This window comes from Pseudomonas sp. GL_135, from assembly GCF_057834665.1.
Genome location: NZ_CM174408.1, coordinates 2,134,321 through 2,157,807 on the forward strand (window position 1 = coordinate 2,134,321; position 23,487 = coordinate 2,157,807).

A 23,487-nucleotide genomic window follows, 5' to 3' on the forward strand; every position below is an offset into this window, starting at 1 on the left:
CGCTAACATCAGGCCAATACAGGCAGGGCGTCAGTCATCAGGCGCAAGGGCCGCTCGTTGTCAGCGGCCGGGTTTGCGCCTATGGTGGACCAAACCTATACAGGACCAAAAAGATGTACAAGAAAGAGCAGTGGCCACTCACACTGTACTTCGACGGTGACTGCCCGCTGTGCGCGCGGGAGATCAAACTCCTGCGTGCCCACGCGTCGGCCCACTCGACGACTGACGCCACACAGGCGCGGCTTCAGCTCGTCGACATGAGCGAAGAGGGGTTTGATGCCCCGGCGCTCGGATTCACCCACGAGCAGATGCAGTCTGTGCTGCACGCCCGATTCGGCGATGGCACCTGGGTGACCGGCCTGGATGCGACGCTATGGAGCTGGCGGGCTGCCGGCCTCGGCGCCTGGGCTGCGCCGCTGTCATGGCGGCCACTGAGGCCGTTGCTGAACCTCGGTTACCGCTTGTTCTGCCGCTGGCGTCCCCATCTGGCGTGGTTGCCTCATCCGGACGGCAGTCGTCGATGCCGCGACGACCGTTGCGCGATTTCCAGACCCTCAGACGAAAACCGCTGATTTAAAGGCTTGCAGGCCTTTTCCGGACGGGGGCTTTCGGCTAATGTGGCGCCCCCGCTCTGGAGCCCCCGATGCCGCGCCGTCCTGCCTGGTCCCTTTATGCTTATCAACTGATCGAGCCTGACGAACAGCTTGACCTGTTCGCGTGCCAGGAAATCCTTGTGCATCTGGTCGCTCGTCAGCTCGAACTGGCAGGCTCCGCCGATCGCACCTTGTGCGGCACCTTGCTGCCCGCCCAGCCACGCTGGTCGGAAGTCCAGCAGACGGTTTATCAGGATGAGCGGCTGTGCCCGCTGTGCCGGGCGATCATCGACGCGCAACGGCGCGGCTGGCACCCGATCTGGCCTGAACTGGAAACCGGCGTTTAACGCCGCGCGAACACTCCCGGACGCGCAGGGGTGCGTGTACAATCGCGCACAATCAAGCCTTCCGCTTACCAAGGATTCTCCGGATGTTGTCGCGCATTCCAGCTTTCGCCCGCTGTCTGTCGCTCGCTGCGCTGTGCGCGGCCGGCCCCGTCTCCGCCCTGGAGTTTCCGTTGCCGCCGCCGGGCGAGGACATCATCGGCCAGGTGCAGACCGTCACCGCCAGGTACGAAGACACCTTCGCCGACCTCGCTACGCGCTACGACCTGGGCTACCTGGAAATGATCGCCGCCAACCCGGGCGTTGATGCCTGGCTGCCGGGCGCAGGCACGCAAATAGTATTGCCGACGCGTTTCATCCTGCCGCCGGGTCCGCGCGAAGGCATCGTCATCAACCTCGCCGAGTACCGTTTGTACTACTACCCGAAAGGCCGGGACGTGGTGTACACCTTTCCGCTGGGTATCGGACGCGAGGGTTGGGGTTCGCCGGTTTCCACCACTAAAGTCACCGCCAAAACACCGAACCCGACCTGGACGCCGCCTGCGTCGGTCAAGGCCGAGCACGCCGCCGACGGCGACATCCTGCCCAACGTGGTCCCGGCCGGGCCGGACAACCCGCTGGGCCCTTTCAAGTTCGGCCTCGGCTTGCCGGGCTACCTGATCCATGGCTCGAACAAGAAGTTCGGCATCGGCATGCGCACCAGCCACGGCTGCTTCCGCATGTACAACAACAATGTGCTGGAAATGGCGGACATGGTCCCGGTGGGCACCACCGTGCGCATCATGAGCGAGCCCTACAAGTTCGGCGTCAGCGGCGGCAAGGTCTACCTGGAAGCGCACACGCCGCTGGACGAAAGCGGCAAGCCTTCGGTGGTCGACAAGCACACCGCCGTGATCAATGCCCTGCTCAAGCGTGAAGACCTGGCCAACAGCCTGCGGATCAACTGGGACGAAGTGCGGGACGTAGTGGCTGCCGAAGACGGCATGCCGGTCGAGATTGCCGTGCCGACCACGCCGGCGCCCGTGGTGGGCGGCGCGCCGATGACACTGCAATAAGACGACGCTGCGGCGCTTGGCAAAAAAAGGCCAGGCAATAAAAAAGCCGACCCGTTAACGGATCGGCTTATCAATAATCCCGAGGGATTATTACTTGCGGCTAGCCTTGTCCAACATACGCAGAGCGCGTTCGTTGGCTTCGTCAGCAGTTTGCTGAGCTTTTTGAGCTGCAGCCAGCGCTTCGTCAGCCTTGCGATAGGCTTCATCGGCACGGGCTTGCGAACGAGCGGCTGCGTCTTCAGTTGCGGTCAGACGAGCTTCTGTTTCTTTGGATGCGCTGCTGCAACCGGTAGCCAGAACTGCGGCCAGGGCCAGAGCAGAGAATTTCAGAACGTTGTTCATCGTGTTCCCCTTAAAGGACTTCTATCAAATTAGTCATCTCTCGAAAGTGAGAAAATGACCGGCGTACATCTTACTCATTGTTTGTAGTAAGTAAACGGAGCGCGCGCAAGATCTGCAGAAAATTCTTGGGTTTGAACGAGTTCCGTGCAACTCCTCACGCTTTTTCTTCGCACAGAAAAAGCGCCCGGCAGAGATGGCTGTCAGGTGACTCCGGTCGAGGCGACTTCGCGGTACGGGCGACCTTTTTTGTATAGTCGATTATCGTGACAGGCGCATCTTTGAGGGCCGTTTAAATGGCCTTCAAGTGACGGGTGTCCGGGCGTTGCGTCTCAGTGGACATTCGTTGGCGACAACAGGTTCCGTGGGTTACATCAGCAGAGGTGCGGCAGCGCAATTAACAGTTGATTCACTTGAGCGCACTTGCCCAGGACGCCTACTATTTGCCTGTGCTCGAATTGTTTGAGAACAGCGATGCTCTTCGCGGTGTCCAAACGGCACAGGGTGGCGCAGTCAGCTCTCTTGCAGCAGGCTCTATTGCAGAGGCAATAGTTCTCATACTGCCTGTAAAGGTTCCTTCGCCGGGAAAATGTCGATAAGGTAAGGGTCCAATTCCAAGACCCGCGAGGAGTAGTGATGAGCGAGGCGTTGTCCATCCACCATGACGAGACCGGTCACCAGTTCGAAGTCAATATTGACGGCTACCGTGCCTATCTGACGTACATGGACCTGGGTAAAGAGACCCTGGATATCTATCGTACGTTCGTTCCCAACGAATTGCGCGGACGTGGGATAGCGGCAGCCTTGACCAAGGTGGCCCTCGACTATGCCGACCGGATCGGCTACACCGTGATCCCTTCGTGCTCCTACGTGGAGCGCTACATGGAGCGCAACCAGCGGCAGGCGGCCAAGATCTGATCCAGGCGCGCGTCACACAGTAAAACGCCGAGCATGGGCTCGGCGTTGTCGTTTCTGCGGTCAGGTCAGTCGCGCTTGCGCTTGGGCAATACGTCCTTGAGCTTGGCGTGCATGCTGCGCAGGGTTTGTTCAGTACTTTCCCAGTCGATGCAGGCATCAGTGATGGACACGCCGTACTGCAAGTCGGCGAGGTCTTTGGGAATGGCCTGGCAGCCCCAGTTCAGGTGACTTTCGACCATCAGACCGATGATCGACTGGTTGCCTTCGAGAATCTGGTTGGCAACGTTCTCCATGACCAGCGGCTGCAGCGCCGGGTCCTTGTTGGAGTTGGCGTGGCTGCAATCAACCATAATGTTCGGCTTGATCTTTGCCTTGTTCAGCGCCTGCTCACACAGGGCAACGCTGACCGAGTCATAGTTGGGCTTGCCGTTGCCGCCGCGCAAGACCACGTGGCCGTAGGCGTTGCCTTTGGTGGTGACGATGGACACGCCGCCTTCCTGATTGATACCCAGGAAGCGATGAGGGCTGGACACCGATTGCAGGGCGTTGATCGCGACGGTCAGGCCGCCGTCGGTGCCATTCTTGAAACCGACTGCCGAGGACAGGCCCGAGGCCATCTCCCGGTGAGTCTGGGACTCAGTGGTACGCGCGCCGATGGCCGACCAGCTGATCAGGTCTTGAAGGTACTGAGGTGAAATCGGGTCGAGCGCTTCGGTCGCGGTCGGCAGGCCTTTTTCGGCCAGGTCGCGCAGTAATTGACGGCCGATGTGCAGGCCATCCTGAATCTTGAAGGAGTCGTCCAGGTACGGGTCATTGATCAGGCCTTTCCAGCCGACAGTGGTGCGCGGCTTCTCGAAATAGACGCGCATGACCAGATACAAGGTGTCGGACACCTCGGCCGCCAGCGCTTTCAGGCGATCGGCGTATTCGTGGGCGGCCTTGAGGTCGTGGATCGAGCAGGGTCCGATCACGATGAACAGGCGGTGATCCTTGCCATCGAGGATGTTGCGGATGACTTCGCGGCCCTGGCTGACAGTGGCCTGGGCGGCGGCGGTCAGCGGGATTTCGCGTTTCAGCTGATCCGGGGTGATCAGTGTCTCGTTGGACGCAACGTTGAGGTCGTCAATCGGTAAATCAGCCATCGTGTTACTCATCAGGTCACGGATGCTGGCCGCCAGCGTCCCCGTGCGGCGGAGCCGAGCATGATTGAGCGCAACGGGGGAGCCGAACCTTAGCGCGTTAGCCGGTGGTTCGACAATGGGTAAACGTGGCTTTCGTCCAACGGTTGCGGCATTGTCTGACCTGTCTTGGGTTGCGACAGGCATCACCCGAACATCATTCAGAGGAGAAGCGCGTGGATCAATTGCAACTGACGGACTTCGACCTCGATCAGCAACTTCTTGACCTCCCCGGCGTCTCACTGCTGATTTTCACCAGCCTGGGCTGCTCCAGTTGCCGCTGGGCCCGGCACCATTTGCCCGAGCAATCCTTGCCGCTCGACCGGTTGTGCTGGATCGATGCCGAGGAGAACGGCGGCGCGGTGCAACGCTATGGCGTGTTTCACCTGCCGGCGATGTTTGTGGTGCGCGACGGCGCCTTCTTTGGGCCCCTGCGCACGAAGATGTCCGCCGACGCCATTGTCACGGGCCTGGGACACGCGCTGGCGACGCCGCCAGACGAACTACCCTGAAGCGGAGTTTCCATGAGCGAAAGCGCAGCGATCGACAGCGCAACCACACCCCGGATCGGCATCATCGGCACCGGCGCGATCGGCGGCTTCTACGGCGTGATGCTGGCCCGGGCCGGCTTTGATGTGCATTTTCTGTTGCGCAGCGAGTTCGATGCCGTCGCCCGCAACGGCCTGCGCGTGGACAGTCAGGTGCACGGCCCTTTAGTGCTGGAAAATGTCCAGGCTTACGCCTCCGCCGCCGACATGCCGCCCTGCGACTGGCTGCTGATCGGGGCCAAGACCACCGGCAACGGTGGCGTCGCGCCTGCCATCGTCCAGGCTGCGGCGCCGGACGCCAGGGTTCTGCTGCTGCAAAACGGGTTGGGTGTCGAGGAAGAGCTGCGCGCCGAGTTACCGGATTCCCTTCATCTATTGGGCGGCCTGTGTTTTGTCTGCGTGCATCGAACAGGGCCAGGCCGGATCACCCACCAGGCCTTTGGCGCCGTGAATATCGGCTACCACAGTGGGCCGGCCGATACGGCTACACGCGGGAAATGGGTCGAAGAGGGGGCGTCACTGTTTCATCAGGCCGGCATCGACTCTGTGGCGATGGACAATCTCGACAAGGCACGCTGGCAGAAACTGGTGTGGAACGTGCCCTACAACGGGCTTTCCGTGCTGCTTGACGCCAGCACCACGCCGCTGATGGCCGACCCCGACAGTCGCGCGCTGATCCAGGGCCTGATGGCGGAAGTGGTGCAGGGCGCCGAAGCGTGCGGGCATGTGCTGCCGGCGGGCTATGCCGAGCAACTGCTCAAGGTCACCGGCCATATGCCGGATTACCGGCCGAGCATGTACCACGACTTCACCGAAAAACGCCCGCTGGAACTCGATGCCATCTACGCCCGGCCCCTCGCGGCTGCGCTTGCCGCCGGCTGCGACATGCCCAAAGTGCGCGCCCTGTATCACGCGCTGGCGTTTATTGATCGCGGCAATCGTTGACGGCCATTGCCGTACGCCTGCCCACCTCCCGCTGCAAGGAAAACTGATGAGCACTCAGCTGAACGTTAAAACCCCGGGGAGCAAGCTGGTGCTGGCGATTTCCTCGCGGGCGCTGTTTGATTTGCGCGAAAGTCATGACGTTTACATGGCCAGCGGCGTCGCGGCCTATCGTCAGTATCAGATCGACCACGAAGATGAAATCCTCGAGCCCGGTGACGCGTTCCGCCTGGTGGAAAAACTACTGAGCCTGAATGCCAGCCTCAACCAGTCCCGGGTGGAAGTAGTGCTGGTCTCCCGCAACAGCGCCGACACCGGCTTGCGCGTGTTCAATTCGATTCAGCATTACGGCCTCGACATTTCCCGCGCGGCGTTCGTCGGCGGGCGCAGTCCGTTTCCGTATCTTGCGGCCTTTGGCAGTCACCTGTTTCTATCGACCCACGCCGAAGACGTACGCGCCGCGCTGGACGCGGGCTTTGCCGCTGCGACCATCCTCTCCGGAGGCGCTCGTCGCGCGGCCAGTGCCGAGCTGCGCATCGCTTTCGACGGCGACGCCGTGCTGTTTTCCGATGAGTCCGAGCGCGTGTATCAGTCCGGCGGGCTCGAGGCGTTTCAGGCCAACGAGCGCGAGGCGGCACGACGGCCATTGCCCGGCGGTCCGTTTAAACCCTTTCTCGCGGCGCTGAACGGCCTGCAGCGTGAATTCCCCGAAGAATCCTGCCCGATTCGCACGGCCTTGGTGACTGCGCGCTCGGCCCCGGCTCACGAGCGGGTGATCCGTACGTTGCGCGAGTGGGACATTCGTCTGGATGAGTCGCTGTTTCTCGGTGGCCTGGACAAATCGGCCTTTCTCGAAGCCTTCGCGGCGGACGTGTTCTTCGACGATCAGCCTGGCCACTGTGAGCGCGCGCGCGACGTCGTGGCGACCGGGCACGTGCCCCACGGCATCAGCAACGAGCTAAAACCCTGACGCGTTAGACCGAAAAGCAGCAGCCGGCCGTCGGAGTGCGCGACGCGCTGCTACGCTGATGAAGTCTTCACTTCAATGGCAGACCGGGGGTCCCATGATCCGCTCGATGCTCTACGCCACGGACCTTGGTGCTTATGCGCCGTACACGCTGCAGCATGCGCTGATTCTGGCGCGTACCTTCGATGCCGAACTGCACGTCGTGCATGTGGTTGAGCCGATGGGCGTGTTCGCCGAGTCCGTGCTGCAGAGTTACCTCGCCGCAGACGTGCTCAAAGCGCTGCACAGCGAGGGCGTCAATACGGTCATCGACGGTATTGAGGCGCGGGTGATGGCCAGTTTTCGCGAGGAGCTGGGCGAGGGGCATGAGGACCTGTCGCTGATCCGCAGCGTTCGCGTGGTCCAGGGCGACCCATCCAATGTGATACTTGATCAGGCGCGCCTGCTCGGCGTCGATTTGCTCGTGGTGGGCAGTCGCAGCCACGGCGGGGAGGGGGATACGCCGATTGGCCGGACGGCGGCGCGTGTCCTGCAACTGTCCGATGTGCCGGTGTACATGGTGCCGATGCTGCAAAGTCGTACACAAACGTGATCGCGTTCCGGGGAATGTGCCAAGGGCGTTAAAAGCTGCGTGCCATTACCGGATAAAAGTGATAAAAAGTTCTAGCTTTGCCTTCCTGACCAATAATCCAGTTATATACCGTCGCTGATGCCCGTGGCGTCTTCCGGCTTTGAGGGATACATATGAAGCTTCAACAATTGCGCTACATCTGGGAAGTGGCGCACCACGACCTCAACGTTTCAGCGACCGCGCAAAGCCTCTACACCTCGCAGCCCGGCATCAGCAAGCAGATCCGCCTGCTGGAAGACGAGCTGGGCGTTGAAGTCTTTGCCCGCAGCGGCAAGCACCTGACCCGCGTCACCCCGGCAGGGGAGCGCATCATCACTACCGCCGGCGAGATTTTGCGCAAGGTCGAAAGCATCAAGCAGATCGCCCAGGAATTCTCCAACGAGAAAAAGGGAACGCTGTCGATTGCCACCACCCACACCCAGGCGCGTTATGCGTTGCCCCCGGTGATCAGCAATTTCATCAAGCAGTACCCGGACGTCGCGTTGCACATGCATCAGGGCTCGCCGATGCAGATTGCCGAAATGGCCGCCGACGGCACGGTCGATTTCGCCATCGCCACCGAAGCGCTGGAGCTGTTCGGCGATCTGGTGATGATGCCGTGCTACACCTGGAACCGCTGTGTGGTTGTGCCCCAGGGCCATCCGCTGACCAAGGTGCCGAAGCTGACCCTTGAGATTCTCGCCGAATACCCGATCGTGACCTACGTGTTCGGCTTCACCGGCCGCTCCAAACTCGACGAAGCATTCAGCCACCGCGGCCTGACGCCGAAGGTGGTGTTCACTGCCGCCGATGCGGACGTGATCAAAACCTACGTGAGATTGGGATTAGGCGTCGGCATCGTCGCGAAAATGGCCGTCGACCCGAAGCTGGACAGCGATTTGGTGGTGCTTGACGCCAGCGAATTGTTCGAAGCCAGCGTGACCAAGATCGGCTTCCGCCGCGGTACCTTCCTGCGCGGCTTCATGTGCGATTTCATCGAAAAATTCGCACCACACCTGACCCGCGACGTCATGGCCAAGGCCATTCAGTGCCACAACAAGCAGGAACTGGAAGAGCTGTTTGCCGGGGTTGAACTGCCGGAGCATTGAGAGGCGAGCCTCAGCTTCAAGCGGCACGTTTCAAGCTGCGAGAAACAGCAGACCTCACGCGGACCGCCGTTCTCTTGCGACTTGAGGCTTGAGGCTTGAGGCTTGAAGCTGCTTTTCTATTCTTTCGCGATCATATTCCCGGCATGCAGCCCGCATTCCTTCTGCGTTGCTTCTTCCCACCACCAGCGGCCTTCGCGTTCGTGCTGATTCGGCAGGACCGGACGCGTGCAGGGTTCGCAGCCGATGCTGATGAAGCCGCGCTCGTGGAGGGTGTTGAAGGGCAGTTCGAGCATGCGGATGTAGTTCCACACGTCGGCGCTGCTCATCTGGGCCAACGGGTTGAATTTGTACAGCGTGCGCTCCGGGGTTGAGAACGCGCTGTCGATTTCGACCACGGCGACGTTGTTACGCGTGCTCGGGCTCTGATCCCGACGCTGGCCGGTGGCCCAGGCGCTCACGCCGGACAGCTTGCGGCGCAACGGCTCGATCTTGCGGATCCCGCAGCACTCGCCATGGCCGTCACGGTAGAAGCTGAACAAGCCCTTTTCCTTGACCATCGGCTCGAGCTTTTCGCGGTCGGGGCTGACGATGTCGATGTCGATCTTGTACTGCTCGCGGACCTGATCGATGAAGCGATAGGTCTCCGGGTGCAGCCGGCCAGTGTCGAGGCTGAACACTTTGACGTTCTTGTTGATTTTCCAGGCCATGTCCACCAGCACCACATCTTCCGCGCCACTGAAGGAAATCCACAGGTCTTCGCCGAAGTGCTGGAAGGCGAATTTGAGGATGTCGGACGGGGATTTGTTGGCGAAGGTGGCGGCGCTGTCGTCGACGTCGAAAGGGTGGTTCATCTGGGCGGCTTCCTGATCAGGGCTGGCGCTTAGGCGCTCGTAATGGCGCAGATGGTAACAAAAAACATCGCGCCTTTTGGCTGAAAGCGCCGGATTGCTTTGGGTTGGAAGCTGAGTGCTGAGCAATGGGTGCAGAGGGTGGGGTTGGGACCGACGCTGATACTCCCACAAGTCCAACGAACCGGCCGGAATTCTGAGGCGACCCACGATTCTGTAGGAGCGAGCTTGCTCGCGAAGGCTTACCGTCATTCCCCAGAGAAAGTGGCTGGCTGTCCTGGCCTCTTCGTGAGCAAGCTCACTCCCACAAGTCCAACGAACCGGCCGAGATCCTGAGGCGACCCACGATCCTGTGGGAGCGAGCTTGCTCGCGAATGCTTACTGTCATTTCCCGGAGAAAGTAGCTGGCTGTGTTGGCGTCTTCGTGAGCAAGGTGGAGCGCCACCCCGGTCACTCCCACAAGTCCCACGAACGGGCCGGAATACTGAGGCGACCCACGATCCTGTGGGAGCGAGCTTGCTCGCGAAGACTGCATTCCTGCCGGTAGAAATTTAGCGGATGTACCGGCTTCTTCGTGAGCAAGCTTGCTCTCACATGGACCGTGTTCGCCGTCCAACGGCGCGGTGTCTGCGCAATCGAGAGTCGGTCCATCCGCACCCGCCACGCGGCTCACAACCCCTCAAGGGTCTCCATCAGCACCCGCACTTTGGTGAAGGTTTCCTGATATTCCGCCTCCCACTGCGAATCAGCGACGATGCCGCCGCCGCCCCAGCACGCCATCTGGCCGTCTTTGGCCAGCAGGCTGCGGATGGCGATGGAACTGTCCATGCTGCCGCGCACGTCCAGGTACATCAACGAACCGCAATACAGCGCCCGTCGAGTCGGCTCCAGTTCGTCAATGATCTGCATGGCGCGGATCTTCGGCGCGCCCGTGATCGAGCCGCCGGGAAAGCTGCCGCCAATCAGGTCCAGCGCGTCCTTACCGTCGGCGAGTTCGCCGGTGACGGCACTGACCAGGTGATGCACGTTGGGATAGCTCTCCAGGCTGAACAGCTCCGGCACCTTTACAGAACCGATCCGGCAGGTCCGGCCCAGATCGTTGCGCAGCAAGTCGACGATCATCAGGTTCTCGGCGCGGTCTTTCGCACTCGCTAGCAGCTCTTGAGCAAACGACACGTCCTCATCGGCATCCCGCCCGCGCGGCCGCGTGCCTTTGATCGGCCGGGTCTCCACCTGACGCTGACTGACTTTGACGAACCGCTCCGGCGACAGGCTCAAGACCGCATCGCCCTCCGGCAGGGCCAGATACCCGGCGAACGGCGTGGGGCAGGCCACTCGCAGCGCTTGATACGCCGCCCACGGATCACCGAGGTACTGCGCGCGAAAACGCTGGGCGAAATTGACCTGGTAGCAGTCACCGGCCTGGATATAGGCGTGAATCCTCGCGATGGCCTGTCGGTACTGCTCGGGATCGATGTCCGGCGCGAAGGGCGCGGTCAGTTCGAACGATGCATCCCGTTTCGCCGCCGGTTGCTCGAACAGCGCGATCAGGCGCTGGCGTTCGGCCTGATCAAGGGCAGGATGAAACACCAACTGGCTGGTGTGCTCGCGGTGATCGCTGATCAGCGCCCAGGCGTAGAGCCCCAGCCGGGCCGAGGGCAGGTGCAAGTCGTCGATGGCTTGATCGGGAAGAGGTTCGAACAGACGGCCGAAGTCGTACGCCAGATAACCGATCAACCCACCGGCGAACGGCAGCGCGCTGTGCTCGGGCAGGTCGGCGTCACCGAGGCGCGCCAGTGATTCACGCAGGCGCTGAAGAAAGACCGCGCCGGATTCGTCCGCCACCGGCTGCAGGGTGTCCAGCGGCCAGGCGCTGAGCAGATCGAAGCGGCCCCGGTCCGCGGTCGGGCGACCGCTGTCCAGCAGCACAGCGCCCGGTGCAGCGCGCACGCGGGCGAAGTAACCGCTCGGGTCAGCGTGATAGGGCAGCGGGTGTACGGAGCAAGTTGGCATGCGAGGCGTGGATCAGTCAGTGCGCGAGGACGGCGATTGTAGTCTTCCCCAAGGGCGAGTCCTAGGGGGAAGGCGCAGTCGCTGGCGGCTCGCCGTGCAAAATTCGTTGGGCATCCTCCGGCGTCAGCGGGTAATCGAAAAAGCGCCGGTAGAAGTCCATCGTCTGTGCCGCCATGTCGACGTCCGGAAACAACGCCGGGTGCAACTGCTGCGCTGCCCACGCCAGCTGAAGCGCCACTTCGGTGCCGTAACGGTCCCACGGGAACACCCCGGCCGGGTTGCGCAGGACGCGCCCGTTGCGCACGGCATCAAGCTGGTTCAGCAACTGCGGTTGCGCTGCCTGATTCAAATCACCCGCGGCCGCCGCGAGGATCAGCACATCCGGCTGCCACGCCAGCAATTGCTCAGCCGACACGATCTGCAGATTGCCCTTGAGCCCCGTCGCGGCATTGCGGCCACCGGCGAGCTTGATCCAGTCGTCGATCAGCGTATCGGCGCCGTCCACTTTTAGCGGATTGACCGACGCGATGTGCAGCACTTTGGGCCGCTGCTCCGCCGGAATACCCGCCACTACGTGATTGACCGCCGCCAGCTGTCGATCCAGAAATCCATTGTAGGCGAGGGCGCGCGCGCCGGGCTCGCTGCCGCCAAGGGCTCTGGCGGTGTTGAGCATCGAGCGTTTCAGCCCGGCCAGGTCGGTGTAGCCCATCTGCATGACCGGCAGGCCCAACTGTCGATAGGCGATGGCCTGCCGATCGCCGAGAGCGGTGAACACCAGGTCAACGTGCTCCGCCAGCAAAATCTCGGCATTAAACGCGGTGCCCTGGATGGCCGTGACCTGGTTGAGTGACGGAAGGACCTTGAACATCCACGGTTGGCTTTCGGGATGGTTGACCGTCGCGACAATGCGCGAACCGGCGCCCAGGGTCATCAGCAGCACGTGATGGGCATACCAGGCGTCGGCGATGCGCGCGGGTTCGGTGGGAAGGCTGATACGTTGGCCGTCATCGTCCTGCACCTGTCCGGGTTTCAGCCGACCGGCCTGAATGTTCTGGCCAGCGTCGCCCGCATCAGCGAAGGCGCTGGCACTCAGGCTGACCAGCAGCACACTCGTCAGCAAGCCTCTTAGCAAATGCGGCATGCCGAGCTGCCGCATCTTCACAGGTCCACCTGGATCGACGCCTGCACCATACGCGGCGCGGCCGGTGTGGCGCTGGCTTGCCCGGCACCGGTGTAGCCGTTCAGGCCGCCGGGGACGATGTTGGTCCAGTAGCGTTCGTTGGCCAGGTTGGTGACTTCGAGCCGGTAGACCGTGTCGCGCCTCATCAACCGGGTGCTGTAGCTGGCGCCGGCATCGAAGGTCTTGTAGCTGCCCACCCAGTGATCGTTGCTGTCGTCAGTGGGGCGGGCGCTGGCGTAGCGGGCGTTGAGGTTGACCGCGAGGCCCGGCACCTGATCGATGCGGTATTCGGTCAACAGGCTGGCGGTAACCCGCGACAACCCGACAATGCGCGTGTCTTCCGTGCTTTCGTTGCCGGTGGACAGCAGTTTCGGGTCCAGCCAGGTGATGCCGCCGAACATCTTGAGGTTTGAAGTCAGGTCACCGTCGGCGAGGAATTCCACTCCGCGATTGCGCTGATCACCCGCCACGGCATAGCCGTTATCCGGCTGGGTGTAGGCGAAGGGCCGCTTGATCTGGAACGCCGCCAGCGACAGGTTGACCCCGCGCGCGACCCATTTGCCGCCCAACTCCCACATGCGGCTGCGGTACGGCGACAGGATTGCCCCGGCGTTGCTGCTGCCGGCCGCCGCGCTGTCGCCCTGTTGCAAGCTGTCGGCGTAAGTCAGGTACAGCGTCAGGTCGTCCACCGGCTTGTACATCACGCTGCTGGCGGTGCTAATGCCTGAATCACGGGATGAGGTGTGCAGCCCTGCCTGGGAATAGTTGTCGGCGGTCAGGCGGCTCTGACTGCCGCTGAGCATCAGGCTCCATTTCGGCGTGAAGGTCAGGGTGTCGCCCAGCACGAAGGAACGCTGGCGGGCGTTGGCGGAGTGGTAGCGATCGGTGAAGTCCGGAAAATCCGGCTCATCGAAGGCGACCGGGTTGCTCAATGACGCTGTGCCCAGGGTTTTCGTGCCGCCGGCCACAGGGTTGTAGTTGTCCCAGTCAAAACCGGTCACGCCGACGGCCAGGTCGTGGCGAATACCGGCGGTGTAAACGCTGCCGTTGAGGTTGGCCAGATAGCTGTTGATGGTAAAGCGGCTGGCGGTGGCGCTGGCTACCGAGCTGCGATAGGTGCCCGCGTTGTTGATCAGCGTATTGGTCACTGCGGTGGACTCTCGGTCGGCGATCTGCCGAAGCGCGCCGAGGTCGAGTTTCCAGTTGCCGTCGAAGTCGTGCTTGAAGTGCGCGCTCGCGGTGTCCGTGGTGTTGTTGTCGCCAGAATAATTCTGCCCGAGGTTGCTGCGAGTCGGGTCCGGCGCGTGGGGCAGCGTCACGCCCGAGGCGACGGCAAACTTGCCCGGCAGGCCCTTGGACAGGTAGTTGTAGTGGCTGACGTTGGTTTCGATGACGCTGTCGTCACTGATCTGAAAGTCCGTGGCGAGGCTCACCAACTGCCGGCGCAACGTGCTGCCGGGGGCATAACTGTGGCCCTGTTCGTCGGCCACGTTCAGGCGGTATTTGATCTTGCCGTCCGGGTCGAACGGGCCGCTCAGGTCGGCGGCCTTGAGCCAGGTCAGACCGGTGCCCACGCCGACGGTCAGCCGATTGCGGGTGAAATCGGTCGGTCGTTTCGACAGCAGGTTGAAGGTGCCGGCCGGATTCGCCGGGCCATACAGCGACCCCGACAGACCGCTCAGCACCTCGACGCCGCCCAGTTGCTCGGCCGGGTAATCGGTGGTCGAGACCACGTTGAGGCCGTCCAGCCGGCTGTTCTGCACCACGCTGCCCTGCAGCCCCCGGGTTTGCGGCCGGGCGCCGTCGGCCTGCACGGAGGGCATGTAGCGGATGATGTCCTTGAAGCTTTTCAGCTGCTGGCTGTCGATCAGCTCCGATGACAGCACGCTGATGGAATAGGGCGTGTCCAGCAGCCTGCGCTCACCCATGGGGCCGAGGGTCGCCGACTTCTCCCGCGCCTGATCGGCAATCGACTGTTCGGCACTGATGTCCAGGGGCGCCAGGGTCATTTCTTGCGCCAGGCTGACCTGAGCGAAGCCGCCAAACAACAGCGGCGCGAAGGCCAGGCGCGATGGGAAGGATCGGGTCATGTAAACACTCGGCAAGGAATAAAAAAGCGGTGGCCGTCGGTGTCTATCTGCTCGACGGCGACCTGGTAAAGGCGCGCCATGAGGGCGCTGTCGATGACGTCGTGGGGCGCGCCGTCGGCGATGAGTTGGCCGTCGTGCAGCACCAGCACGCGATTGGCCCAGGCAAGGGCGTGTTCAGGGCGATGGGTGCTGGACAGAACGCTGATGCCTTCAGTGGCGAGGCGCTTGAGCAATGCCAGCAGGCGCAGCTGATGGCCGTAGTCGAGCCCGGTGACCGGCTCGTCAAGAATGATGGTGTTGGCGCGCTGGACCACGGCCCGGGCGATCAGCACCAGTTGACGCTCGCCCCCGGACAGCTCGGTGTACGGCCGCTCACTTAAATGAAGGATGCCCAGGTCGGTCAGGGCCTGCTGCACAGAGGTCTTGTCGTCGCGGCTCGGCGTATGGCCAAGGCCAACGGTGGGCAACCGGCCCTGGCCGACGATGTGCGCGACGCTGAACGGAAAGCTCGGGACATGGCTCTGCGGCACGTAGGCAATCTGCCGGGCGACGGCGCGGCGCTTCATTGAACGCATCGGTTGGCCTTCGATCAGCACGTCGCCGGCGTGGGGCGTCAGCAACCCCAGCAGCAGTTTCATCAACGTGCTTTTCCCGGCGCCGTTGGCCCCCAGCAGCGCGATGTTGTCACCGGCTTTTATGTCCAGCGAGACGTTGTCGAGAATCACGCGGTCGCCGACTCGATAGCTGAGTTGGCGGGCCTGCAAGCGCTTCATAGCCAGCCCTTGCGCACGCGATGCAGCACCAGCACAAAAGCAATCGCGCCAAACAGCTCGGTGATGATGCCGAGGGGAATCTCGCCCGCCGATACGCTGCGAGCGACGCCGTCAGCCGCCAGCAGGAAGATCCCGCCCAGGCAGGCGCTGAGGGGCAGCAAGCGCGTATTGCAGGGGCCGACCAGCAACCGCGCCAGGTGCGGAATCAACAGACCGATCCAGCCGACCATCCCCGCCAGACTCACAGTGAGTGCGCAGATCAGCGTGGTCAGCACGATCAGGCCGCCACGAATCTGCTCGACCGGCACGCCCAGGCTCAGCGCCTCGTCATCACTCAAGGACAGCGCATCGATGGCGCGGCCGGTCAGACACAACAGCACGATGGCCACGGCCAGAATCGGCCCGATGATCCACAACGCCTGCACGTCCACGGCACTCAGGCTGCCGAGCAGCCAATAAACGATGCTCGGCAACTGATCCACCGGATCGGCCATGTACTGGGCGATGGACAGCAGCGAGGTGAAGAGGGCGTTCGCGACAATGCCGCCGAGCACCAGCAGCAAGATGGAGCGGGTCTGGAACATACGCGCGATGCCCAGACCGACCGCCACGGCGATGAGCCCGGTCACGCACGCCACCAGTGCGATGGCCAGGGGCGACAGGTGCCAGATGATTCCCAGCGCAGCGCCGAACGCGCAGCCGCTCAACACCCCCAGCAAACCCGGCGACACCAGCGGATTGCGGAACACGCCTTGATACGCCGCGCCCGAGACGGAAAGCCCGGCCCCCACCAGCACCGCGGCAATGACTCTAGGCAGGCGCGCCTCGATGATCAGGCTGTGGAGCAGGTCGTAGCGCTGCGCGGGCATGTCGCTGAGGCCCAGCATCGTTGCGATGAACGTCAGGAATTCGTGGATTGAGATTTGATAGCGGCCCAATGACAGCGCACAGGCAGCCGTCATGATCAACGCCAACAGGCCGAGCAGCAGAGGGGAGTGCAGCTTGAGAGGGGACATCTGTTACTCATTGTTTCGGTATGTAAAAAACTATACAGCGATAGGCAAGGGTTCTCTAGGGACGGGATGCCGCATGGGGTGAATCTTCATTTATCGGGGGGAGCGGCCGGTGATGTTCGGCTCGGGTTTCGCGGAACGACGCCTGACGTCTTCCCGGCTAAAGCCGGTCCTACGAATGTGAGCGGTGGTCTAGTGGGACCGGCTTCAGCCGGGAAGAGGCCGATGTGAACGCCATCAGATTTGCGGTGTGGCGCGTGACGTCTTCCCGCCTAAAGCCGGTCCCACAGTTGAGGTCCAGGCAGTCCCACAGTCGGCATTTCAGCCAATTCCATTGACTGCACGCGGCATCTAGTAGGACTGGCTTCAGCCGGGAAGAGGCCGGTGTGAGCGCCAGCAATGGGTCAGGGGAGCATCAAATATCGTGATCAACAGAAATACGATCAAACGTGCCCGAACAACCCCTGGGCAAACTTGACCCGCTCTTCCGCGCTCTCCTGGACACCGTCCGCCGCCAGCTCTTCGAGGCGCTTTTCCACCGCCAATGTCCGGTGAGTCAGCCCGCAGTCGTTGGCGATCTGGATGTTCAGCCCCGGCCGCGCATTCAGCTCTAGAATCAACGGCCCGCGATCCTGATCCAGCACCATATCGACGCCGATATAACCCAGGCCACACAGCTCGTAGCACTCAGCCGCAAGCTTCATGAAACCGTCCCAGTTCGGCAGTTGCACGCCATCCACCGCATTGGTGGTGTCAGGATGCTTGCTGATGATGTTGTTCAACCAGGTGCCGCGCAGCGTCAGGCCAGTGGCCAGATCGACGCCGACACCGATGGCGCCCTGGTGCAGGTTGGCCTTGCCGCCAGACTGCCGGGTTGGCAGGCGCAGCATGGCCATCACCGGATAACCCATCAACACGATCACGCGGATGTCCGGAACACCCTCATAACTGATGCTCTTGAAAATCTGATCCGGCGTGACCCGGTATTCGATCAGCGCGCGATCGCGGTGGCCGCCCAGGGAATACAGCCCGGTGAGGATGCTGGAAATCTGATGCTCGATTTCGTCGTGGCTGATGATGCGCCCGGAGACCGTGCGGAAGCGCTCTTCGAACCGGTCGGCAATCACCAGGATGCCGTCGCCGCCTGCGCCCTTGGCCGGCTTGACGACGAAATCGCTGCGCCCGCCGATGATCGCGTCGAGCTTGTCGATTTCTTTCTCGGTGGAAATGATCCCGTACAGCTCGGGCACGTGAATGCCCGCGGCGATGGCCCGCTCCTTGGTGATGATCTTGTCATCCACAATGGGGTAGAGGCTGCGCTTGTTGTACTTGAGCACGTAGTCGGCGTTACGCCGGTTGATGCCCATGATCCCCTTGGCTTCCAGCGCCTTCCAGGTTTTCCACCAGCCGATCATTTAGGGGTTTCCCGCTCGGCGTCTTCCTTGAGGAAGGCCTTGAAGCGAATCAGCTCGGTCAGCCGATACCCGCGATAACGCCCCATCGCCAGCATGAAGCCCACCAGAATCAGCAGGATGGCCGGGAAGGTGAACACGAAGTAGATGAACTCCGGAATGCTCATGATGATGTGCGCCAGGGACGCCGCGAACAGCGTGCCGATGGCGACTTTCATGGCATGGCCGCCGCCGCGCTCTTCCCAGGTGATCGACAGGCGTTCGATGGTCATGGTCAGAATCACCATCGGGAACAGCGCCACCGACAGCCCGCGCTCAAGCCCCAGCTTGTGGCTGAACAGGCTGATGGCGGCAATCAGCACCACCACGAAGGTCAGCACCACCGACAGCCTCGGCAGCATTTGCAGCTTGAGGTGTTCGAGGTACGAGCGCAGGGACAGGCCCAGCGCGGTGATGATGGTGAACAACACGATGCCGAAGCCCAGCTGGGTCTCGCGGAACGCCAGCGCGATCAGCACCGGGGTGAAGGTTCCCAGCGTCTGCAGGCCTACGAGGTTGCGCAGGATCAGGATCACCAGCACGCCGATCGGGATCATCACCATGATCATGAAGGTCTGCTGGGTTTGCAGCGGCAAGCTGTACAGCGAGTATTCGAGAAAGTCGGCGTCGGTGCTTTCGTCGGTCAGCTTGGCCAGGCGAATGGCGTTCATCTCGCTGTTGTTCAGGCTGAAGCTCACAGTGGCCTTCTTGCCACCCTCCACGGAGATCAGGTTGTCGTTGCCGGTCCACCACAGCAGTCGGTCCTGGGGCAGGCCCGCCTCGCCGGTTTCCGGATTGAAATACAGCCAGTCCTTGCCATTGAAGCTGCGCAGCCACAGTTCGGGTGACTGCGGCTGATCGGCGACCAAACGGATGGTGTGGACTTTCTCCACCGGCACGTGGGCGATGGACAGCAGCGTTTCGGTGATCCGCGCCTTGTTTTGCACCGACGTATCACCGGCCAGCAGCAGCTTGACGTTGTCATCGCTCAAGTTGTTGACGCGCTTGATGGCTTCGCTGACGAAAGTTTCGACGTCGGCCGAGTGCTGCCGGATCGGCGCGAGCAGTGCGTCGGCGGCGATTTTTTCCGGGCCTTCCACAACGATGCTGTCGCGGAAGATCGGGCCTTTGATCTTGGCTTTCTCGCCACTGTAGCGCTTGGTCAATACCAGCCGGTAGTAGAGCGTCTGGTTGCCGTTGGCCCGGCGTGCGGACCAGGTCACCTTGCGGTTGCCATCCGCGCGATTGACGTTCACGCCGTAGTTGTTGGAGATGAAGCTTTCGTTGAGGCTGATGTAATCCCGCGAAAGGGGCGGCACGTACATTTGTACCTTGACCGTGTCCTTCGGGTTGGCGATGAACTCGACCTTGGCGTCGATGTTCCACAGGTCGTCGGTTTCGTCTTCGGTCACCGGAATGCCGAGTGCCAATATCTGATAAGCCGTGATCGCGATGCCCAGCGTGACGAGGGTCGCGATCAGGATTTTCAGATGGAGGGTAAGAGAGCGCATGTTGTTACTCTGCGGTTTGAGCATCGGTGACGCAGGCAGGCTTGCCTGCTGCGTATTTCAGGCTTGGATCGACCAGCGCATCGAAGTGCTTGAGGGCTTCGGAGCCAATCAGAAGCGGGTATTGGAATGCGCTGCGGTCGGTCAAGTTCACTTCTATGGTGCGCAGCGCGCTGCCCATGCACACATCCAGGCTGATGACCGGGCGGGCGGTGTATTTCCTGTCGTCATCGGCGTCGATATCCCCCGCACGCCGCTTGATCCTGCTGACCCGGGCCAGGGGGCGTTCGATGGGGTGTTCGTGGGCGTCGTCGATGGCCAGGTAAAAACGCACCCAGGATTCGCCATTGCGCTTGAAACGCTTGATGTCGCGGGCACTCAGGGAGGCGGTTTTCGCGCCGGTGTCCAGTTTGGCGGCGACTTGCAGGTCGATGTCGGCCAGTTCTGCGTACTCGTTCAAGCCATACACCGTCTTTTCAGCGGCCAGGCTCAGGCCGGGCAGAAAAAGCCCGGAAAGAAAAAGTCCGGGCAGAAAGAAGCCTGGCAGGTACAGGGATAACAGAACGAGAAGGGGGTGACGGCTCATAAGTCCAGGTGCGATGAAAGGGTGAAAGAGCTGCTTTGACGTCGAAATACGGTTTTGGTTTGAACCAAGGTGCCGCGCCTGGGCAAGCCGTCTGTTGCCTGCATGGGTGGTCTTCAGCGGGCGGCATCTTAGCATGAAGCCTTTGTGACGCCAGCGAAGGGCGCAGCGGACAGGTGCGGTCAGACGCTTCGTCAGCGGGTGTCGCCATTAGACGATTGTCGACAATCAGCCATTTGGCTTTGACGGAACTGCCTTCATTCGCTAGATTTGCTGACATTCGATCATCAGGTGTCAACAATGTTAGATGCCGCAGAAACTCTGCCTGCTACGTCGTTAGACGCCGAGACGCTGTCCGAGAACGTCTTTCGTCGTATTCAGGCGGCCATCGTCAAGGGCGACATCGCCCCCGGCAGCAAGATCTCCGAGCCTGAGCTGGCGCGCACTTACGGCATCAGCCGGGGGCCATTGCGCGAAGCCATCCACCGGCTTGAAGGTCAGCGCCTGTTGGTGCGCGTCCCCCACGTCGGCGCTCGCGTGGTTTCCCTGAGCCATGCCGAACTGGTCGAGTTGTACGAAATTCGTGAATCCCTCGAAGGCATGGCGTGTCGCCTGGCCGCCGAGCGCATGACCGTTGAAGAAGTCGACGAGCTGCGCCGCGTGCTGGAAACCCACGAATGCGACAGCGCCTTTCAGGCCGGCGTCGGCTATTACCAGCAGGAAGGCGACTTCGACTTTCATTACCGGATCATCCAGGGCGCGCGCAACAGCACCCTGACCCAGATGCTCTGCGATGACCTGTACCAACTGGTGCGCATGTACCGCATCCAGTTCTCGACGACGCCTAATCGTCCGCGCCAGGCGTTCGCCGAGCACCACCGTATTCTCGACGCCATCGCCGAACGTGACGGCGAGCTGGCCGAGCTGTTGATGCGCCGCCACATTGCCGCGTCCAAACGCAACATTGAGCAGCACTTTCACGCTGCAACTGCCCGAGGTGAACAATGACCACAAGATCCACTCCCGGCCAACGCTTCCGTGACGCCGTCGCCAGCGAGCATCCGCTGCAAGTGGTCGGTACGATCAACGCCAACCACGCGTTGCTGGCGCAACGGGCCGGCTTCAAGGCCATTTACCTGTCCGGCGGCGGTGTTGCGGCGGGTTCGCTGGGCGTGCCGGACCTCGGCATTACCGGCCTGGATGACGTGCTCACCGACGTACGCCGCATCACCGACGTCTGCGACCTGCCGCTGCTGGTGGACGTCGACACCGGCTTCGGTGCCTCGGCGTTCAATGTGGCGCGTACGGTGAAATCGATGATCAAGTTCGGCGCGGCGGCAATGCACATCGAAGACCAGGTCGGCGCCAAGCGCTGCGGTCACCGGCCCGGCAAGGAAATCGTCTCGCAGCAGGAGATGGTTGATCGCATCAAGGCGGCGGTGGATGCGCGAACCGACGACAGTTTCGTGATCATGGCGCGCACCGATGCGCTGGCGGTGGAAGGCCTGGAATCAGCTCTGGATCGCGCCGCCGCGTGCATCGAGGCAGGCGCGGACATGGTCTTCCCGGAAGCAATCACTGAGCTTGAGATGTACAAGCTGTTTGCCTCGCGGGTGAAGGCGCCGATCCTCGCCAACATCACCGAGTTCGGTTCGACGCCGCTGTTCACCACCGACGAGCTGAAGTCCGCCGAAGTGGCGCTGGTGCTCTACCCGCTGTCGGCATTCCGGGCGATGAACAAGGCGGCGGAAAACGTCTACACCGCGATTCGCCGCGACGGCACCCAGAAGAATGTCATCGACACCATGCAAACCCGGATGGAGTTGTACGAACGCATCGACTACCACGCGTTCGAGCAGAAGCTCGATGCGCTGTTTGCGCAGAAGAAATCGTAGAAAAGCCCGATCACTGTGGGAGTGAGCTTGCTCACGAAGAGGACGGTACATTCGAACCCCTTCTATTACCCGGACTATTGCCTTCGCGAGCAAGCTCGCTCCCACGGGTTAGCGTATCTCTTGCTCTGAAGGCTGCGTAAAACATAGAGACGAATTGCCGATTCCCACACAACTACAAGACTGGAGACAGCAATGGCTGAAGCAAAAGTATTGAGCGGCGCAGGCCTGCGAGGCCAGGTGGCCGGGCAGACCGCGTTGTCCACCGTCGGCCAGGCCGGCGCCGGATTGACCTATCGCGGCTACGACGTGCGTGAACTCGCCGCCGACGCCCGATTCGAAGAAGTCGCGTACCTGCTGCTGTACGGCGATCTGCCGACCCAGGCGCAACTCGACGGTTACCTGAAGAAGCTCCAGGGCCTGCGTGACCTGCCCCAGGCGCTGAAAGAAGTGCTGGAGCGCATTCCCGCCGACACCCACCCCATGGACGTCATGCGCACCGGCTGCTCGATGCTCGGCAATCTCGAGCCCGAAGCCAGCTTCGCCCAGCAGCTCGATTCCACCGACCGGCTGCTCGCGGCGTTTCCGGCGATCATGTGCTATTGGTACCGCTTCAGCCATGAAGGCAAGCGCATCGACTGCGTCACCGACGAAGTGTCCATTGCCGGGCACTTCCTGAAACTGCTGCTGGACAAGGCGCCGAGCGAACTGCACCGCAAGGTCATGGACGTCTCGCTGATTCTTTACGCCGAGCACGAATTCAACGCCTCAACCTTCACCGCCAGGGTTTGCGCATCGACCCTGTCCGACCTGTTTTCCTGCATCACGGCGGCCATTGGCACATTGCGCGGTCCGTTGCACGGCGGCGCCAATGAAGCGGCGATGGAGATGATCCAGAAGTTTTCCTCCGCCGAAGAAGCGACGAAGGGCACGTTGGCGATGCTGGAGCGCAAGGACAAGATCATGGGCTTCGGCCACGCGATCTATAAGGACAACGACCCGCGTAACGAGGTGATCAAGGGCTGGTCGAAAAAGCTCGCGGAGGAGGTGGGCGACACCGTGCTGTTCCCGGTCTCCGAAGCCATCGACAAGACCATGTGGGAGCAGAAGAAGCTGTTCCCCAACGCCGACTTCTACCACGCTTCGGCGTACCACTTTATGGGCATCCCGACCAAGCTGTTCACCCCGATCTTCGTTTGCTCGCGCCTGACCGGCTGGGCTTCCCACGTGTTTGAACAGCGCGCCAACAACCGCATCATCCGACCGAGCGCCGAATACATCGGCGTCGAACAGCGCAAATTCGTGCCCATCGAACAGCGCTGATTGGGCAGGGCACTGACTGAAGACTGAAGACCGATTCCTGTGGGAGCGACCGGGGTGGCGCTCCACCTTGCTCGCGAAGGCGTCATTCCAGCCGCTGAAAATTTAGCGGATGCCCTTGCCTCTTCGCGAGCAAGCTCGCTCCCACGGATCGGGTACTCAAGTCAAAGCCAGTGCAATCCCCCTGCCTTTTGGAAACTACCGTGATCGAGT

23 protein-coding genes are annotated in these 23,487 nt (G+C 61.8%); 12 read left to right on the forward strand and 11 right to left on the reverse strand.

The window, feature by feature from the left end:
• Positions 1-113 precede the first annotated feature (113 nt).
• From AC3ISG_RS09680 to AC3ISG_RS09690, 3 genes are all read left to right on the forward strand, one after another.
• A complete protein-coding gene (locus AC3ISG_RS09680) occupies positions 114-572 on the forward strand; it encodes a thiol-disulfide oxidoreductase DCC family protein (RefSeq protein ID WP_122623154.1) in 459 nt (152 codons plus the stop codon).
• 71 nt (positions 573-643) lie between these two features.
• On the forward strand, positions 644-940 hold the full coding sequence (locus tag AC3ISG_RS09685) for a hypothetical protein (protein ID WP_122534553.1): 297 nt from the start codon (positions 644-646) through the stop codon (positions 938-940).
• Positions 941-1,023: 83 nt separating this feature from the next.
• Positions 1,024-1,992 (forward strand): L,D-transpeptidase family protein, encoded by a 969-nt coding sequence (locus AC3ISG_RS09690; protein WP_122534554.1) that lies wholly within the window; start codon positions 1,024-1,026, stop codon positions 1,990-1,992.
• Between the two features lie 90 nt (positions 1,993-2,082).
• On the opposite strand, the gene oprI is transcribed toward AC3ISG_RS09690, so the two are convergent.
• Positions 2,083-2,334, reverse strand: a complete 252-nt coding sequence (gene oprI, locus AC3ISG_RS09695) for an outer membrane lipoprotei OprI (protein WP_003199355.1) — start codon at positions 2,332-2,334, stop codon at positions 2,083-2,085.
• A 633-nt stretch (positions 2,335-2,967) separates the two neighbouring features.
• Between oprI and AC3ISG_RS09700 the strand changes: the two genes are divergently transcribed.
• On the forward strand, positions 2,968-3,249 hold the full coding sequence (locus tag AC3ISG_RS09700) for a GNAT family N-acetyltransferase (protein WP_065988521.1): 282 nt from the start codon (positions 2,968-2,970) through the stop codon (positions 3,247-3,249).
• Positions 3,250-3,314: 65 nt separating this feature from the next.
• On the opposite strand, the gene AC3ISG_RS09705 is transcribed toward AC3ISG_RS09700, so the two are convergent.
• Complete coding sequence (locus AC3ISG_RS09705) at positions 3,315-4,391, reverse strand: 3-deoxy-7-phosphoheptulonate synthase (RefSeq protein WP_163022030.1); 1,077 nt, start codon at positions 4,389-4,391, stop codon at positions 3,315-3,317.
• A 212-nt stretch (positions 4,392-4,603) separates the two neighbouring features.
• Here AC3ISG_RS09705 and AC3ISG_RS09710 point away from each other — a divergent pair, with 212 nt between their 5' ends.
• The 5 genes from AC3ISG_RS09710 to cysB all read left to right on the forward strand — a co-directional run bounded on the left by AC3ISG_RS09710 (position 4,604) and on the right by cysB (position 8,603).
• Positions 4,604-4,939, forward strand: a complete 336-nt coding sequence (locus tag AC3ISG_RS09710) for a YbbN family protein (protein ID WP_205482939.1) — start codon at positions 4,604-4,606, stop codon at positions 4,937-4,939.
• Positions 4,940-4,951: 12 nt separating this feature from the next.
• Entirely contained in the window at positions 4,952-5,920 is a 969-nt protein-coding gene (locus AC3ISG_RS09715) for a putative 2-dehydropantoate 2-reductase (RefSeq protein ID WP_489299109.1), read from the forward strand.
• Between the two features lie 46 nt (positions 5,921-5,966).
• Positions 5,967-6,887 carry a 5'-nucleotidase gene (locus tag AC3ISG_RS09720; RefSeq protein WP_489299110.1) on the forward strand — a complete coding sequence of 307 codons (921 nt, stop codon included), beginning with the start codon at positions 5,967-5,969 and terminating at the stop codon, positions 6,885-6,887.
• Positions 6,888-6,981: 94 nt separating this feature from the next.
• Complete coding sequence (locus AC3ISG_RS09725; protein ID WP_122534559.1) at positions 6,982-7,476, forward strand: universal stress protein; 495 nt, start codon at positions 6,982-6,984, stop codon at positions 7,474-7,476.
• 152 nt (positions 7,477-7,628) lie between these two features.
• A complete protein-coding gene (gene cysB / locus AC3ISG_RS09730; RefSeq protein WP_122534560.1) occupies positions 7,629-8,603 on the forward strand; it encodes an HTH-type transcriptional regulator CysB in 975 nt (324 codons plus the stop codon).
• Positions 8,604-8,719: 116 nt separating this feature from the next.
• On the opposite strand, the gene AC3ISG_RS09735 is transcribed toward cysB, so the two are convergent.
• The 9 genes from AC3ISG_RS09735 to rloA form a co-directional block, all read right to left on the reverse strand.
• On the reverse strand, positions 8,720-9,454 hold the full coding sequence (locus AC3ISG_RS09735) for a phosphoadenylyl-sulfate reductase (RefSeq protein WP_489299111.1): 735 nt from the start codon (positions 9,452-9,454) through the stop codon (positions 8,720-8,722).
• Positions 9,455-10,120: 666 nt separating this feature from the next.
• Complete coding sequence (gene pabB / locus AC3ISG_RS09740) at positions 10,121-11,464, reverse strand: aminodeoxychorismate synthase component I (RefSeq protein WP_489299112.1); 1,344 nt, start codon at positions 11,462-11,464, stop codon at positions 10,121-10,123.
• A gap of 61 nt (positions 11,465-11,525) precedes the next feature.
• Positions 11,526-12,620, reverse strand: a complete 1,095-nt coding sequence (locus tag AC3ISG_RS09745) for an ABC transporter substrate-binding protein (protein WP_489299490.1) — start codon at positions 12,618-12,620, stop codon at positions 11,526-11,528.
• 2 nt (positions 12,621-12,622) lie between these two features.
• Positions 12,623-14,734, reverse strand: a complete 2,112-nt coding sequence (locus AC3ISG_RS09750) for a TonB-dependent receptor (protein ID WP_489299113.1) — start codon at positions 14,732-14,734, stop codon at positions 12,623-12,625.
• Positions 14,731-15,507 (reverse strand): ABC transporter ATP-binding protein, encoded by a 777-nt coding sequence (locus AC3ISG_RS09755; protein WP_489299114.1) that lies wholly within the window; start codon positions 15,505-15,507, stop codon positions 14,731-14,733. Before AC3ISG_RS09755 ends, AC3ISG_RS09750 begins: the two co-directional genes overlap by 4 nt.
• Positions 15,504-16,523, reverse strand: coding sequence for a FecCD family ABC transporter permease (locus tag AC3ISG_RS09760; protein WP_489299115.1), 1,020 nt, complete (start codon positions 16,521-16,523; stop codon positions 15,504-15,506). The genes AC3ISG_RS09755 and AC3ISG_RS09760 overlap by 4 nt, the downstream gene beginning before the upstream one ends.
• Positions 16,524-16,963: 440 nt before the next feature.
• Entirely contained in the window at positions 16,964-17,932 is a 969-nt protein-coding gene (locus AC3ISG_RS09765) for an alpha-L-glutamate ligase-like protein (protein WP_163022031.1), read from the reverse strand.
• On the reverse strand, positions 17,932-19,482 hold the full coding sequence (rloB, locus tag AC3ISG_RS09770) for an osmotic stress tolerance membrane protein RloB (protein ID WP_122534798.1): 1,551 nt from the start codon (positions 19,480-19,482) through the stop codon (positions 17,932-17,934). Before rloB ends, AC3ISG_RS09765 begins: the two co-directional genes overlap by 1 nt.
• A gap of 4 nt (positions 19,483-19,486) precedes the next feature.
• Positions 19,487-20,065: a retropepsin-like aspartic peptidase RloA gene (gene rloA / locus AC3ISG_RS09775; protein WP_122534566.1), complete on the reverse strand. Its 579-nt coding sequence runs from the start codon at positions 20,063-20,065 to the stop codon at positions 19,487-19,489.
• Positions 20,066-20,362: 297 nt separating this feature from the next.
• Between rloA and AC3ISG_RS09780 the strand changes: the two genes are divergently transcribed.
• From AC3ISG_RS09780 to prpC, 3 genes are all read left to right on the forward strand, one after another.
• Positions 20,363-21,070: a GntR family transcriptional regulator gene (locus AC3ISG_RS09780; RefSeq protein WP_122623149.1), complete on the forward strand. Its 708-nt coding sequence runs from the start codon at positions 20,363-20,365 to the stop codon at positions 21,068-21,070.
• Complete coding sequence (prpB, locus tag AC3ISG_RS09785; RefSeq protein WP_122534568.1) at positions 21,067-21,957, forward strand: methylisocitrate lyase; 891 nt, start codon at positions 21,067-21,069, stop codon at positions 21,955-21,957. Before AC3ISG_RS09780 ends, prpB begins: the two co-directional genes overlap by 4 nt.
• 192 nt (positions 21,958-22,149) lie before the next feature.
• Positions 22,150-23,277: a bifunctional 2-methylcitrate synthase/citrate synthase gene (gene prpC, locus AC3ISG_RS09790; protein ID WP_122534569.1), complete on the forward strand. Its 1,128-nt coding sequence runs from the start codon at positions 22,150-22,152 to the stop codon at positions 23,275-23,277.
• Positions 23,278-23,487: the final 210 nt, after the last annotated feature.

Excerpts from the sequence above, each read along its gene's own strand:
- AC3ISG_RS09680 (WP_122623154.1), top strand. The coding sequence starts at position 114 with ATGTACAAGAAAGAGCAGTGGCCACTCACACTGTACTTCGACGGTGAC.
- AC3ISG_RS09685 (WP_122534553.1), top strand. The coding sequence starts at position 644 with ATGCCGCGCCGTCCTGCCTGGTCCCTTTATGCTTATCAACTGATCGAG.
- AC3ISG_RS09690 (WP_122534554.1), top strand. The coding sequence starts at position 1,024 with ATGTTGTCGCGCATTCCAGCTTTCGCCCGCTGTCTGTCGCTCGCTGCG.
- oprI (WP_003199355.1), bottom strand. The coding sequence starts at position 2,334 with ATGAACAACGTTCTGAAATTCTCTGCTCTGGCCCTGGCCGCAGTTCTG.
- AC3ISG_RS09700 (WP_065988521.1), top strand. The coding sequence starts at position 2,968 with ATGAGCGAGGCGTTGTCCATCCACCATGACGAGACCGGTCACCAGTTC.
- AC3ISG_RS09705 (WP_163022030.1), bottom strand. The coding sequence starts at position 4,391 with ATGGCTGATTTACCGATTGACGACCTCAACGTTGCGTCCAACGAGACA.
- AC3ISG_RS09715 (WP_489299109.1), top strand. The coding sequence starts at position 4,952 with ATGAGCGAAAGCGCAGCGATCGACAGCGCAACCACACCCCGGATCGGC.
- AC3ISG_RS09720 (WP_489299110.1), top strand. The coding sequence starts at position 5,967 with ATGAGCACTCAGCTGAACGTTAAAACCCCGGGGAGCAAGCTGGTGCTG.
- AC3ISG_RS09725 (WP_122534559.1), top strand. The coding sequence starts at position 6,982 with ATGATCCGCTCGATGCTCTACGCCACGGACCTTGGTGCTTATGCGCCG.
- cysB (WP_122534560.1), top strand. The coding sequence starts at position 7,629 with ATGAAGCTTCAACAATTGCGCTACATCTGGGAAGTGGCGCACCACGAC.
- AC3ISG_RS09735 (WP_489299111.1), bottom strand. The coding sequence starts at position 9,454 with ATGAACCACCCTTTCGACGTCGACGACAGCGCCGCCACCTTCGCCAAC.
- pabB (WP_489299112.1), bottom strand. The coding sequence starts at position 11,464 with ATGCCAACTTGCTCCGTACACCCGCTGCCCTATCACGCTGACCCGAGC.
- AC3ISG_RS09745 (WP_489299490.1), bottom strand. The coding sequence starts at position 12,620 with ATGCGGCAGCTCGGCATGCCGCATTTGCTAAGAGGCTTGCTGACGAGT.
- AC3ISG_RS09750 (WP_489299113.1), bottom strand. The coding sequence starts at position 14,734 with ATGACCCGATCCTTCCCATCGCGCCTGGCCTTCGCGCCGCTGTTGTTT.
- AC3ISG_RS09755 (WP_489299114.1), bottom strand. The coding sequence starts at position 15,507 with ATGAAGCGCTTGCAGGCCCGCCAACTCAGCTATCGAGTCGGCGACCGC.
- AC3ISG_RS09760 (WP_489299115.1), bottom strand. The coding sequence starts at position 16,523 with ATGTCCCCTCTCAAGCTGCACTCCCCTCTGCTGCTCGGCCTGTTGGCG.
- rloB (WP_122534798.1), bottom strand. The coding sequence starts at position 19,482 with ATGCGCTCTCTTACCCTCCATCTGAAAATCCTGATCGCGACCCTCGTC.
- rloA (WP_122534566.1), bottom strand. The coding sequence starts at position 20,065 with ATGAGCCGTCACCCCCTTCTCGTTCTGTTATCCCTGTACCTGCCAGGC.
- AC3ISG_RS09780 (WP_122623149.1), top strand. The coding sequence starts at position 20,363 with ATGTTAGATGCCGCAGAAACTCTGCCTGCTACGTCGTTAGACGCCGAG.
- prpB (WP_122534568.1), top strand. The coding sequence starts at position 21,067 with ATGACCACAAGATCCACTCCCGGCCAACGCTTCCGTGACGCCGTCGCC.
- prpC (WP_122534569.1), top strand. The coding sequence starts at position 22,150 with ATGGCTGAAGCAAAAGTATTGAGCGGCGCAGGCCTGCGAGGCCAGGTG.